The organism is Megasphaera sp. AF13-6AC (assembly GCF_027685385.1).
GTDB classification, from domain to species: Bacteria; Bacillota; Negativicutes; order Veillonellales; family Megasphaeraceae; genus Megasphaera; species Megasphaera micronuciformis.
In genome coordinates this window covers 1-13,208 of the sequence record NZ_JAQCUN010000029.1, presented here as the reverse complement: position 1 = coordinate 13,208, position 13,208 = coordinate 1, and the positions used below count along the sequence as shown (strand labels likewise).

Here is a 13,208-nt window from a genome sequence, read left to right as displayed (position 1 = left end):
CTGTACTCAGCGGGAACAATCGTGTCTTCCGCTATAATTTTATACGTATTAACGGCTACGGGCTGCTTCTCTCCGCCTGCGTTACCGCCACAACCGGCAACTGCTGCCGCCACAGCAATTACTAATAAACTTACTGCCAAACCTTTACGTTTTGACCTCATAGTAGGTGAATCCTCCTCTTACTTCTTAATACCGTATAGCACGATGCGCATACATTCTTCCATATACTTCGGGTAGGAATAGTATTTATCGTCTTCAAGTTCATCCAAATGATTTAAAATATTGGTGGCCGCCCCCATGAGCATATGCAATAAAGCAAAAACATAGAAGTCTTTATACTCATCCGACTGTGCTACGTCTTGCAAAAAGTTTAATAATAAATTCCAATCTCTTTTGCTTGCCTCTGCCAATTCGGGGGCGATTTCCGGCATTTTTCTCAAGATAGCTTCATATTGGCGAAGCGAAATAATTTCTACCATTTCGGATCGTGCGTCAAAATAGGTAAGCAGTTTCTCCTCCACCGTCTTACTTTCATCCTCAATAAGCTTTACATGGTGGGTATATAAATCATCCATAACTGAAAGAATAGCATTTTTAACAATTTCCTGTTTGGATGAAAAATTCTCATATAAGGTTCTCTTACTGATATGCAGACGACGAGCCAAATCATCCATATGAAATGCGGGACCGCATTGATTCAATTCTTCAAGAGCGACACGCAAAACATGGGCACGAATATCTTTCTCCATATAAACTCCTCGTTAAATTAAAAAGTGCAAACAAAAACCGACACTGAAAACCCAGTACCATCTATCAGTTTAATACATACACACTTTATAAGTCAAGTCGTGAAGCGGAAATTCCCATGTTAAAACAGGCTTATCTGTATATGTATTCTTTGAATCTTTCCAACGGCAGTACCTTGCAAACGAGGGTACCGACGACTGCCCCCGTTACGGTACTCGGTAAAAAGGCAACGACGAAGAAAAACCAAGCCGCACCGGCTGATCCGAGTATGTAAGATCCTATCGGCCAGGAAATGAGACCTCCGATAATACCCGTACCTACTACTTCCCCTATAGCCGCCGCATACACGCTACCCGTACGCTTATACATGAAGGCTGACAAAAAGGCACCGCACATACTGCCCGGATAGGCCAATACCGTTCCCATGCCCAAAATATTACGCAATGTCGAAATACAAAAAGCCGCAGCCGTTCCGTAACGACATCCCAAAATAACAGCGGCCATAACATTTAATGCATGTTGTACGGGAAATATTTTTGCTGCTCCGACAGGTACCGATAAAGGGGACAATAAGACTCCCAGCGCAACCAACAAAGCGGCTACGGCCAAGCGGGTCAAGGGCTTTCGATTATTCATAGTCTTTCACTACCCTTCCGTCCAAAATATAAATATCTTTATGCAACTCAAAAACACAATCACATAATCGTTGTCTTAAAGTTCCCGGTCCCGTTCGAGGATCTCTGTTTACAACCATTTCACTCGCCAGGCCTAAAGAGAGAATGCCCCCTACAGCCGCTGTAAAAGCATCCGTTACGGAAGCAAAAGCGGCAATGAGAGCCGTCGTCATACACCCCGTGCCGGTAACAAAAGGTAGCAACGGGCTACCGTTATGACAAGACACGGTCCGCTTTCCGTCGGAGATAATATCCACAGTGCCCGTAACAGCAACGACAGTCCCCAGTTTCCGGCTGAATTCTCTTACTTCTTCACCGGTAAGTTGTATCTTGCCGCTATTATCTACGCCGGCACCTTGAGTAAGTTTCCCCGTTGCCAAGCTCGTTATTTCATCACCATTACCACGAATCACGGCCATTCGTCCCGCTTCAAGCAATTTACCGGCGGCATTGGCACGACTTTCCATACTGCCCGCACCGACCGGATCAAGTACCAGGGGAACTCCGTGATCGGTACCTATGGCCGCCACCTCTTCCATGACTTTAAGTCGTTCATCGTCAAGGGTTCCTAAGTTTAATACGGCACCTTTAGCCCGCGTAATCACGTCTTTCGCTTCTACCGGTCTTGTAGCCATAATAGGCTTGGCTCCTAACGCCAAAGTGATATTCGCACAGTCAGTGGCCGTAACATAATTTGTAATCTCATGAATCAGCGGTTTCTGTCGCCGTATGTCATACAGAGCCAGTCCGATTTCCTTTAATAAGGTCTCCATATCAGGCCTCTTCCTGTACTCTTACTTTGACAATTATTTTTCGGACAACCGCTCCCTTACCGTCAGGGGCACATAAACACCGATGACCGTCATTGGGATAAAAAACGGCAAAAGTCTTGCGTCTTTCCATCACTACAAAAACATCATTTTCAAGAAACGGACTGAAAAAACGTGCATCTTGCGCCGAACGATCTTCCGTCACCTCTCCCAGACGGCACAAAGGCTGCCATCCTATATATTCACTTCCGTCGACGAGTACCTGAATGTCTATATATCGACTATGGCATTCCGTCTTACGTTCACCTGCCGGAGCCGTCACACTCTCATCAACATTCATATAGTTGCCGTTACCCAATTCATGTCTGCCCGTTTCCAGCGTATCGAAATCCACATGAGCCAACATTTCGATAAACGGTCTTATATATGCGGGTACATATTGTGCATCTTTCTCCCACTGATCCAGATTGCCGAGAAACATAGTATCTCCTCCTAATTTTATATGTACTTCCGTCTCGTTTTACTTAGTTTACCTATCCCTTTCCGCTAGCTTCTTCCACTTCCGTACCGGCTCGTTCAAACAAGGCATCGGCAAATTGAGTCGCATCAAAGGGCTGTAAGTCGTCCGCGCCTTCACCGACACCGACCCAGCGAACAGGTACGCCGAGTATCCGTTTGATAGACAATACGATACCGCCCTTGGCCGTTCCGTCCAATTTTGTCAAAACTACGCCCGTAAGAGGTACTACTTCACCGAATAACTTAGCTTGACTGACGGCATTTTGCCCCGTCGTTGCATCCAATACCAAGAATGTTTCGTGCGGAGCTCCTTCAATATTTTTAGCAGCTACACGAGCCATCTTCCGCAACTCTTCCATCAAATTATTTTTCGTATGCAACCGCCCCGCCGTATCTACCAGGAGTATGTCCGCATGACGGGCTTTGGCGGAAGCCGTAGCATCGTAAACCACCGCCGCCGCATCAGCGCCTTCCCGGTGCTTAATAATAGGCACGCCTACACGCTGCGCCCAAATAGTCAGCTGATCGGAGGCGGCGGCCCTGAAGGTATCTCCGGCGGCAATCATGACGGACTTACCGTGTTCCGTATAGTATTTTGCAAGTTTACCGATAGTTGTTGTCTTACCGACACCGTTTACACCGACTATAAAAATGACCTTCGTCCCTTCCGTATCTTGTTCCGGCTCATCGTTTTCTTCCAATAATTTTACAACGACCTTTTCCAAATACGGTACAACATCGCTTCCGTCTTTAATCTCCTTTGACTTTACGCCCTCTCGAATCTGTTCCAGTAAATAATCGGTCGTTTCAATCCCTATGTCGCCTGTGAGCATAACCGCTTCCAAGTCATCGTACATTTCGTCGTCTATGTTTGCATACCCCAGAACAACCGTTTCAATACCTGTAAATAAGGATTTCTTCGTTTTTTCCAGACTGTCTTTTAATTTTGAAAAAAAGCCCATTCCTTAAGTTCCCTTCTCTATGAATTCATCAACTTGGACCGTGATCAACTTCGATACCCCTTTTTCCTCCATTGTTACGCCTTGCAGGGTATTAGCCGCTTCCATGGATTTACGTCGATGTGTGATAACAATAAACTGCGTATCACCGCTGTAATTTTTCAAATACCTGGCCATTCGATCTACATTAGCCTCATCCAGGGCCGCATCAACTTCATCGACCAGACAAAACGGAGCCGGCCGATAAGCCAGGAAAGCTAATAACAGTGCAATAACCGTAAGTGCCCGTTCACCGCCGGACAATAAGGTCAAAGACTGAGCCTTTTTTCCGGGAGGTTGAATTAAAAAGTCGATGCCGCTGGTCAATATGTTGTGAGTGTCGTTCAACAATATCTTAGCCGTACCGCCGCCGAAAAGTCGTGAAAAGATTTGTTGAAAGTAACCTCCGATTTCATTGAAGGCTTGCTCAAACTGCATAGACATGGCCTTATCGATTTCTGCTACTATCGCTTCCAATTTTCCTTGCGATTCAGCAAGGTCACGACTCTGTTGCTCATAAAGTTCAGCTTTGGCAGCCACTTCCCTATACTCTTCATCCGCATTGGGATTGACCGTGCCGAGTTCAGCTATACGGCTTTTTAAAGAGCGGACCGTTTCTTGCAATTCTCGCAAAGAACCTTCTTGTTTACGAGCTTCCGCATCTTCACGTGTCAATCCCTGGTCGGTTAATTTTTCCGTACATCTTGAAATCTCACTACCGTATTTTTCAATTTGAATATCGGCACGACTTATTTGCTGCCGGTAATGTTCTTTTTCTTCTCGTAAAAGCTTAAGTTCCTCGTCAGCCGCCTGTCCCTTACTGAAATTCGCTTCTCTGGCCTGATAAAAAGCATTCTTGTCAGCCTCTTTGGCAATAACGGCCTTTTCCTTTTCAACCAGTGACGTTTCATCAACACGCCGCTGCCGACTTAATGACTCAATCTGCTCTTTTACTTCGTCAAGCTTACGGATCAGCCCTTTTTCCTGTTCCCCCAGCTCTTCCAGACGTCCAATCTGTTCTTGCCTGCTTTCCTGTAAATGTGCAATTAGTTCTGTAAGCTTGGCCGCTTCTATACGCCGTTCTGTCAAAGAGGTGCCTATATAGTCCGTATTTTCTCGGGCTTTTAACACTTGCTGTTTCAGATCTTCAATTATTGAGGTGTTTTCTTTTTCCTCATAAGCGGACAGGCGCTCTTGTGCCTTTACCAGAAGGTGCTGTATTTCCGAACGAACCTCATTCAGGCGTTGCTCCCCTGCCGCTTCATTACGAATCTCATCCTTTATTTGCTCGTAATCAGCTGCACTTTTCTGTAGCTGCCATTCACAGCGCCTCAAAACCTCTGTCGTTTCAGTAAACTTTCTCGTAAGTAAGGTTACCGCCGTACTCCGTTCATTAAAAATTCTCGTGGCTGCCGCCACTTCCGCCGATATATTTTGCAATATATCTTCTTTTTTTCTTAAGTCGCAAGCCGTTTTCTCAATAACCTGCTTGCGTCCCGTTACGGAAGACACGGCTCTGGCAGAACTGCCGCCGGTAAGGGAGCCGCCTACGTTAAAGACGGTTCCGTCTAAGCAAACGATACGTATGCAATTTCTATATTTTCTTGCTACTTCCGACGCCCTGTCAACCGACTCTGCAATCAAGGTTTTTTCCAACAAAGAAGAAAAAACGGATTCATAGACAGCATCATACGATACAAGGGACTTTGCCGTTCCTATAATTCCTTCTTCAGCAAGGGCTGCCTCTTCGTCCTTGCCCAAATGTCTGGAACGAACCGTATCAACCGGTAAAAAGGTAGCCCTGCCCGCCTTGATCCGCTTTAAAAAGGTCACGGCCTCTTTCGCCGCTTTTTCCGAGGTAACGACAATATGTCTAGACGCTCCGCCCAGAGCCGTGTCTATAGCCGTCATATATTCTTCAGGAATTCGGCAAAGGTTCCCGGCAATACCGCAAACAGATGAACTCCACGGCTCCTTGGACTGAAGGACTGTCTTTACAGCACGTCCCAATCCTTCGCCATCACGTTCCAAGCCCTCCAACAGGTGCAATTTCTGACGCAGTGCATCACACTCGCTCTTTAAGACCCCTTCTTGTTTCGCCGTTTCGTCTAACGATTTTTTTAAAGACTCAAGCTCCTCACTTGCCGTCCGAAGCTTATCTTGAAGAGACTTTTCATTTATTCGAACTTGCCCTATCTCGGCTTCCAAGTCGAGGTGATGCCGTTCCAGTTCTTTTTTACGCTCCTCAACTCGTTCAATTCTTTCTTTTAACTCTCCGGACCGTTCTATATTTTCCGCTAATCGACGTTTAAAATCCTCAACATCTCGATGTAAAGCATACTGCTTTTCTTTGCGTAATTGTACCGCTTCTTCCTCTGACCGCAAAGATTCTTGAATCGCCTCAGCCTGTGTCGTCGCCTCAAGCATCAATTTTTCCGTAAGTGTTACACTTTGCACTGCCGCTTTTTCTTCTGTTCGGCCGGATTCCAATCGGGAAGTCAATTCCGAAATTCGTGCGGATACCTTTTCTTTACGAATGCTTATATCTTGAAGATCCGATTTTACAGTCTCTATAATACGTCGATTATCTTCGACTTGAAGGTCATACCGTTCCAACCTTTCTCGCAACCTGTCCGCTTCACTTTTAGCAGCTCCGGCGGCCTCATTTAAAGCCTGCATGCGAGCACCTTCCGCCTCAATAGAAGCCATGACGCGTTGACGTTCCCGCTCTTTTGCTTCTATCTGTTTTTCTACATTACGATCTGCAAAAAAAGCTTGCTGACGAATATTTTCCGCCTTAGACAACAGTCTTTCAAAGTTTTTTAACTCTTGTAAGGTCAAGGTTCCCTCATAGGCCCGTCGTTCTTCATCTAAGAGACGGAAAGAGCGTAATTTTTCCACTTGTCTCGTCAAGGGTTCCAACCGTTCTTCCAGCAAAACGGTCATATCGTGAATACGCTCCAGATTGGCCTTAGTCTCGCGAATTTTCTTCAACCCTTCTTCTTTACGTCCCTTAAACCGACTGATTCCGGCAACTTCTTCAAAAATAATCCGCCGTTCTTCAGGCCGGCTATTTAGAATACGATCAACTCTATTTTGCCCGATAACGGCCATAGAGTCCTGTCCTATACCCGTATCGGCAAAAAGATTATGAATATCCTTTAAGCGACAATGTCTTTTATTAATATAAAATTCACTGTCACCGGAACGAAAATAGCGGCGAGTAACAACGACTTCCCTAAATTCCGTGTCCAACGTCTTATCGGAATTATCGAAATACAAGGATACTTCTGCAACCCCCTGAGGCCGTCGCGTATCCGTACCGGAAAAAATGATGTCTTCCGCTCGCTGTCCGCGTAACTGACGCACATTCTGTTCACCCATGACCCAACGGACGGCATCGGAAATATTACTTTTCCCGCTGCCGTTAGGTCCGACAATGGCGGTAATACCCTTGTCAAAGGTCAATGTCGTTTTATCTGCGAATGACTTGAATCCCCGCAATTCCATCTTCGTCAGTTGCACGTTACAATTCCTTTCCGTCTACCTCATAAAGATTGTATATGTAACAAAAGTGGACGCATAAGTCGCCCATTTCTTATCTTGAGTCAATTGCATCCCTTAAAAAAATTGAATGCTACATATATATAACCTATTATATTATATAGCAAAACATCTCACCTGTCTTTAAAAAATCCTTTGAAACGGCTTGTAAATCTTTGTTCTTTCCTCTTGACTTGTCTCGTTCCGTGTGATTATATTAGTTTGAGTTTATGTGCACCTGAAGTCGCAACGAGGGGAGGTATACGGCATGCTGGAAGTATTCAAACATAATAACGGCCACTTGGAAGATGATTTATCTATCGCTACGGCCGAAAAAGGCTCTTGGATTAATGTTGTGAACCCCGACTCGGACGACCTGCAAATTGTTTCTATGGTCACGGAAATTCCTACAGACGTACTGAAAATGGCCCTGGATACGGAAGAACGTTCTCGTGTGGAAATCGAGGATGACTACGTGTTCGTCGTCATCAATATTCCTATTATTCTGGAAACGGACAGTTATGACACTTTACCTCTCGGGGTCTTTATTACACCTGATTTTATCGTAACTGTCTGCCTGCAGGAAACGGATGTTATGAAAGCCTTTACACAGAACAAGTATCCTTTGTTTTATACTTTTAAAAAGACTCGTTTCCTCTTTCAAATACTCTTTCGCACGGCCACTCTTTTCTTGCGTTACTTACAACAAATTAACCATCGCACGGACGATATTGAATCCATTTTGCGTCATTCCATGCGTAACCGTGAATTCTTCATGCTCCTTGAATTACAGAAATCCCTGACCTTCTTTGCATCCGCTCTACGAGGTAACGGAGCCGTCATGGAAAAGCTTTTGAGGTTGAGACGAAATCAATCGCTCCACCACCTTTTAAAGCTTTATGAAGAAGACGAAGATTTACTGGAAGATGTTATTATCGAAAATAAACAGGCCATCGAAATGGTGGAAATGTACTCCAACATTCTCATGAATATGTCCGATACCTTCGCCTCCATTATTTCGAACAATCTGAACATAGTAATGAAGTTTTTGGCCTCCATTACCATTATTTTATCTGTACCGACAACTATTTTCAGCCTCTGGGGCGTCAACGTTCCCCTTCCTTTCCAAGAAAATGAATGGGGATTTTTCCTGGTTATTACGATTGCCATGATTTGTTCTGCCGTAGCCGTAGCCCTCTTGTGGATGAAAAAATTATTTTAGAGCGAAACACAAAGACCTCCTTACCGACGGTAAGGAGGTCTTCTTTTCTATATTTTTTCTACAGAGTATCCCGGCTAAAACCTACCATAGATTTAACGGGCTCAAAACTTTTTCGGTGAATAGGACAAGGTCCGTATTGTGCAATAGCATCTTTATGAGCCTGCGTCAAATATCCCTTATGTTCGGCAAATCCGTACCGGGGATATTGTCGATCATATTCTTCCATAATACGATCTCTCGTAACTTTGGCTATAATCGAGGCTGCCGCAATAGATTGGCTTTGTGCATCGCCACCGACAATAGACTCATGGTAGATTTCCAAATCCGGTAAAGGCATAGCATCAATTAAAACGGCTTGAGGGGAAATATCCAAAGTCTTAACCGCTGTATACATCGCTAGTTGCGTAGCATGATAAATATCATAACGATCAATATCTGCTTCCGAGAAATTTATGCATGACACAGCTATAGCTTCATTCATAATAGTGTCAAATAACTCTTCTCTTCTTTTATGTGATACTTTTTTGCTGTCATTAAGACCGTAAATAAGCGGCCGAATCGGTAAAATAACCGCAGCAACCGTTACAGGACCGGCTACGGGACCGCGCCCCGCCTCATCAATGCCTGCAATATAACGATATCCTTTTGCATACAGTTTTTCCTCATAGCGGAGCATTCCCTTTAATCGGGCTTTTTCTTTTCTTATTCTTTCCCGTTTTTTTCTGTACGCAGCTGCAGCCGTTTGAACTCCTTTACGATGATCCTCATCCATGGCCTGTAATAAGGGCTGTATATGTTCGCCTTCCGTTTCCAGTAACATGCGAATTTCTTCTAAAGAAAGGGTTTGTATATCAACCATCCTGTTTCTCCGTAAATTCTTCAGGCATATCCAGAGAAATAGGCCCTATATGGCCTTCTCTGAAATCTTTTATAATAAGTTTATATGTTTTTTCCATGTCAATACGATTGCCCGGCAAAACAGCACCGCGATTTTTCCCTATGCACTCAATAGTTTTATACGGATCTTCATCTATTTCGGACAGTTTAAAACGTTTCTTCAATGCCTCACTATATCTTACCGATAAGGTGGTAATCAAATCGGCGACAACTTCTTCCATATCGTATACCGTATCCGATATAGCTCCTGTGGCGGCCAAACGTCTGGCACACTTTTGTTCCTCCAACTTAGGCCATAAGACACCCGGGGTATCAAGTAAGTCCAAATTATCTGCCAAGTGAACCCATTGCTTGCCTTTAGTTTCACCCGGCTTATCAGCTGTTTTAGTAGCATTGCGACCGGCCAGACGATTGATCAAAGTCGATTTTCCTACATTGGGAATACCTAGAATAATCGTCCGGACAGAGCGACTTTTTAATCCCTTGGCACGCCACTTTACAAGCTTCGGTTCCGCCAGCTTTCGCACCGCTTGTACCAACTGCTTAATTCCCTTGCCATCTTTACTGTTTAAGGCCATCACCATGCGTCCCTGCTCTTTATAATAAGCCGTCCACAGCTTAAGAATTTCCGCGTCTGCCAAATCGGCTTTATTCATGACGACAATCGACGGTTTCTGTCCCAAAAGTTGCCCTATCATAGGGTTGGTACTGCTCATGGGTATACGTGCATCGACCAACTCGATAGCCACGTCAATAATTTTCAGATTTCCTTCTATCAGTCGTCTGGCCTTAGCCATATGACCGGGATACCAGTTAATAATCACGGTTTTTCCCCCTTCTACACTACAAGTACACCTATTGTACGGTAAAAGACCTGCGTAAGTAAAGATGCCATACGCTACGGGCTGCATACAAAAAGAGAACCGACCTTAAGGACGGCTCTCTTTTGTGTAATCTTAACCCTTACGGCTTTCGGATAATTCTTGAATATGTGCGATGAATTCATCAACATTACGGCTGCCTAAATCGCCTTGCGAACGATCACGAACGGAAACGGTTTGTTCCTGTACTTCTTTTTCGCCGATAACACACATATACGGAACTTTTTCCATTTGTGCCTTACGGATTTTATAGCCGATTTTTTCATTGCTTTCATCAAGTTCTACTCGAATACCGGCTTTTTTAAACTTCTTGCGAAGTTCTACTGCATAGTCCATTTGCTTTTCCGAGATAGGCAAAATCTTTACCTGTGTCGGAGCCAACCACACGGGGAATGCCCCTGCATAGTGTTCAATTAAGATGCCGATGAAGCGTTCAATACTTCCAAAGCAAGCACGATGAACCATGACGGGACGATGCTTCTGACCGTCTTCACCTACATAGGTCATATCAAAGCGTTCCGGCATGAGCATATCGAGCTGAATAGTACCGCATTGCCAGGTACGGCCGATAGAATCCTTAACATGGAAGTCAAGTTTCGGACCGTAGAATGCGCCGTCGCCTTCGTTGATCTGATAGGGTACGCCTTTTTCTTCAATGGCTTCCTTCAAGGTTTTCGTTGCTAAATCCCAGATTTCATCGCTACCCATAGAATTTTCCGGGCGAGTAGACAACTCTACATGGTACGGTAAACCGAACATCTTATAAGCTTCATCGAATAAATCAAGAACGCCTGTAATTTCCTTCTTCATCTGTGACGGCAGCATAAAGATATGAGCGTCGTCCTGAGTAAAGCTGCGAACACGGAAAAGACCGTGCAATGCACCGTGTAATTCATGCCGATGAACCAAGCCCAATTCAGCAGTGCGCATGGGAAAATCGCGATAGGAATGAACATTGCTCTTATAAACCAGGATACCGCCCGGGCAGTTCATAGGCTTAATAGCATACGGTTCATCATCAATAGTTGTAAAATACATATTTTCCCGATAATGATCCCAATGCCCCGACTGTTCCCATAATTGACGATTTAAAATAATCGGCGTACTGATTTGGTCATATTCATAACGGTCATGAAGTTCATTCCAGAACTTAAGCAAAGTCTGACGCAAGAGCATTCCCTTCGGGTGAAAGAAGGGGAATCCGGGACCTTCTTCATGAAAGCTGAACAAATCCATTTCCTTGCCCAGTTTACGGTGGTCACGGCGTTCAGCTTCTTCACGAAGTTTCAAGTATTCATCGAGAGATGCCTGCTTGTCAAAAGCGGTGCCGTAAATACGCTGCAACATCTTATTTTTTTCATCACCGCGCCAGTAAGCACCGGCAACAGATAAAAGTTTAAAAGCCTTAACCTGACCGGTTGTCATTACATGAGGACCGGCACAAAGGTCATAGAAGTCACCTTGGCGATATACAGAAATAGTCGCATCTTCCGGTAAATCTTTGATCAATTCCACCTTGTAAATTTCGTTTTCTTTTTCAAACATAGCCAAAGCTTCGGCTCTGGAAACTTCTTCATAGGTAACAGGGAGATTCTCTTTTACAATTTTATGCATTTCCGCTTCAATAGCCGCAAAATCATCTTTCGTAAAACGATGTTCCGTATCGAAATCGTAATAGAAGCCGTTTTCAATAGCCGGGCCGATTGCTACTTTTACATCTTTAAACAAACGACGCACAGCCTGTGCCATAATATGTGAGGCCGTATGACGCAACGCGTCCTTACCTTCCTGAGATTCAAACGTAAGAAATTCTACAGTCGAACCGTCTTTAACGGGTCGGCGCAAATCCGTAACTTCTCCGTCCACCTTAGCTACCAGTACCTTTTTGGCAAGGCTGTTGCTCAATTGTGCAACGGCATCTCCCAAAGAACAGCCGTCCGCGAATTCTCTTTTGGCTCCGTCTTGTAAAATAATTTCTGCCATTCTTCACATCTCCTTTAAAAATAAACATGACCTCTCATCCCAAGGGACGTAGAGGTCATGTTCACGCGGTTCCACCCTAATTACCGAATACAATCTCGGTATCTTTTATTGCTGTAACGGTGCAACCGTATCTGTTTCAACAGTAGGCTCCGAGGCGGTAACGGTCATACGCTCATAGAATGCTCTCACCGATTGCATTCCTCTCTGCATAAGCGGTTCACATGCCGTCGTGTCCTCATCACGGCTTTAATATATATCTTCGATATGTCGTCATTATAAGACTATCATTTTTTACTGTCAAGATAAAAAATTAAAAAAGCGGATCTCATGATCCGCTTTCTTTTTAATTATTCGGCATAAGCCGTTACTTCCACTTCAACAGATGCACCTTTAGGCAACTCCGCTACGGCTACACACGAACGCGCCGGGAGATTATTTTTAAAATATTCTCCGTATACGGCATTTACGGCACCGAAATAGGACATATTCGTAATATATACAGTTGTTTTTACGACATTATCATATGTCATGCCGGCAGCTTCCAATAAAGCTCCTACATTTTTCATGCACTGCGTTGCTTCAGCCGTAACTCCGCCTCCAACGAGTTTCCCCGTTTCCGGATTGAGAGCTATTTGGCCGGATGCAAATAAAATATTACCGGCTTTAATGCCTTGCGAATACGGTCCTACAGCACCGGGGGCCTTATCGGTTTTTATTACGTTTACTGCCATATAAAACACTCTCCTTTTAATGTTTTTATTTATTATATCAAAGGAATTTAACCTTCGCTACCGTTGTTAGCCCCTTTTTCCTGTAAATTACCGTGTATATCATACTCTTTCTTATTCAAGCCGCAAATAAAGTAAAAAACGGTAATAACTGCCATATAAACCCATGAAGAAATAAGGGACATACGCGTATCTTCGTTAAACCACATGCCGATAGTAACAAGGACGAGGAAGGCAATACAAAAC

At 44.3% G+C, this 13,208-nt stretch carries 11 protein-coding genes and 1 pseudogene; 1 reads left to right on the top strand and 11 read right to left on the bottom strand.

Translation table 11 applies throughout. The features are described 5' to 3' along the window. Positions 1 to 179: 179 nt before the first annotated feature. From PGX78_RS03010 to smc, 6 genes are all read right to left on the bottom strand, one after another. Entirely contained in the window at positions 180 to 749 is a 570-nt protein-coding gene (locus PGX78_RS03010; protein ID WP_270445335.1) for a TetR/AcrR family transcriptional regulator, read from the bottom strand. A gap of 130 nt (positions 750 to 879) precedes the next feature. Further along, complete coding sequence (gene thiW / locus PGX78_RS03005) at positions 880 to 1,383, bottom strand: energy coupling factor transporter S component ThiW (RefSeq protein WP_270445334.1); 504 nt, start codon at positions 1,381 to 1,383, stop codon at positions 880 to 882. Then, positions 1,376 to 2,194, bottom strand: a complete 819-nt coding sequence (gene thiM, locus PGX78_RS03000) for a hydroxyethylthiazole kinase (protein ID WP_270445333.1) — start codon at positions 2,192 to 2,194, stop codon at positions 1,376 to 1,378. Before thiM ends, thiW begins: the two co-directional genes overlap by 8 nt. 1 nt (position 2,195) lies before the next feature. After that, entirely contained in the window at positions 2,196 to 2,672 is a 477-nt protein-coding gene (locus PGX78_RS02995; protein WP_270445332.1) for a YhcH/YjgK/YiaL family protein, read from the bottom strand. A gap of 52 nt (positions 2,673 to 2,724) precedes the next feature. After that, positions 2,725 to 3,672: a signal recognition particle-docking protein FtsY gene (gene ftsY / locus PGX78_RS02990; protein WP_270445331.1), complete on the bottom strand. Its 948-nt coding sequence runs from the start codon at positions 3,670 to 3,672 to the stop codon at positions 2,725 to 2,727. Positions 3,673 to 3,675: 3 nt separating this feature from the next. Then, positions 3,676 to 7,233, bottom strand: coding sequence for a chromosome segregation protein SMC (gene smc, locus PGX78_RS02985; protein ID WP_270445330.1), 3,558 nt, complete (start codon positions 7,231 to 7,233; stop codon positions 3,676 to 3,678). Positions 7,234 to 7,519: 286 nt separating this feature from the next. Here smc and PGX78_RS02980 point away from each other — a divergent pair, with 286 nt between their 5' ends. Continuing rightward, positions 7,520 to 8,473 carry a magnesium transporter CorA family protein gene (locus PGX78_RS02980; protein ID WP_006942414.1) on the top strand — a complete coding sequence of 318 codons (954 nt, stop codon included), beginning with the start codon at positions 7,520 to 7,522 and terminating at the stop codon, positions 8,471 to 8,473. A 58-nt stretch (positions 8,474 to 8,531) separates the two neighbouring features. Here the strand turns inward: PGX78_RS02980 and PGX78_RS02975 are convergent, their stop codons facing one another. From PGX78_RS02975 to PGX78_RS02955, 5 genes and pseudogenes are all read right to left on the bottom strand, one after another. Next, positions 8,532 to 9,332: a ribonuclease HII gene (locus PGX78_RS02975; RefSeq protein ID WP_270445329.1), complete on the bottom strand. Its 801-nt coding sequence runs from the start codon at positions 9,330 to 9,332 to the stop codon at positions 8,532 to 8,534. Beyond that, positions 9,325 to 10,194: a ribosome biogenesis GTPase YlqF gene (ylqF, locus tag PGX78_RS02970; protein WP_270445328.1), complete on the bottom strand. Its 870-nt coding sequence runs from the start codon at positions 10,192 to 10,194 to the stop codon at positions 9,325 to 9,327. The genes PGX78_RS02975 and ylqF overlap by 8 nt, the downstream gene beginning before the upstream one ends. A 132-nt stretch (positions 10,195 to 10,326) precedes the next feature. Continuing rightward, on the bottom strand, positions 10,327 to 12,234 hold the full coding sequence (thrS, locus tag PGX78_RS02965) for a threonine--tRNA ligase (RefSeq protein ID WP_270445327.1): 1,908 nt from the start codon (positions 12,232 to 12,234) through the stop codon (positions 10,327 to 10,329). Positions 12,235 to 12,581: 347 nt separating this feature from the next. Then, complete coding sequence (locus PGX78_RS02960; protein ID WP_006942410.1) at positions 12,582 to 12,965, bottom strand: RidA family protein; 384 nt, start codon at positions 12,963 to 12,965, stop codon at positions 12,582 to 12,584. A 47-nt stretch (positions 12,966 to 13,012) separates the two neighbouring features. After that, a pseudogene (locus tag PGX78_RS02955) lies at positions 13,013 to 13,208 on the bottom strand (amino acid permease); the annotation flags it as partial.

What these genes read in the sequence shown, in the direction of transcription:
- thrS (WP_270445327.1), bottom strand. Translation starts at nt 12,234, where the DNA reads ATGGCAGAAATTATTTTACAAGACGGAGCCAAAAGAGAATTCGCGGAC.
- thiM (WP_270445333.1), bottom strand. Translation starts at nt 2,194, where the DNA reads ATGGAGACCTTATTAAAGGAAATCGGACTGGCTCTGTATGACATACGG.
- PGX78_RS03010 (WP_270445335.1), bottom strand. Translation starts at nt 749, where the DNA reads ATGGAGAAAGATATTCGTGCCCATGTTTTGCGTGTCGCTCTTGAAGAA.
- PGX78_RS02995 (WP_270445332.1), bottom strand. Translation starts at nt 2,672, where the DNA reads ATGTTTCTCGGCAATCTGGATCAGTGGGAGAAAGATGCACAATATGTA.
- ftsY (WP_270445331.1), bottom strand. Translation starts at nt 3,672, where the DNA reads ATGGGCTTTTTTTCAAAATTAAAAGACAGTCTGGAAAAAACGAAGAAA.
- thiW (WP_270445334.1), bottom strand. Translation starts at nt 1,383, where the DNA reads ATGAATAATCGAAAGCCCTTGACCCGCTTGGCCGTAGCCGCTTTGTTG.
- PGX78_RS02975 (WP_270445329.1), bottom strand. Translation starts at nt 9,332, where the DNA reads ATGGTTGATATACAAACCCTTTCTTTAGAAGAAATTCGCATGTTACTG.
- PGX78_RS02960 (WP_006942410.1), bottom strand. Translation starts at nt 12,965, where the DNA reads ATGGCAGTAAACGTAATAAAAACCGATAAGGCCCCCGGTGCTGTAGGA.
- PGX78_RS02980 (WP_006942414.1), top strand. Translation starts at nt 7,520, where the DNA reads ATGCTGGAAGTATTCAAACATAATAACGGCCACTTGGAAGATGATTTA.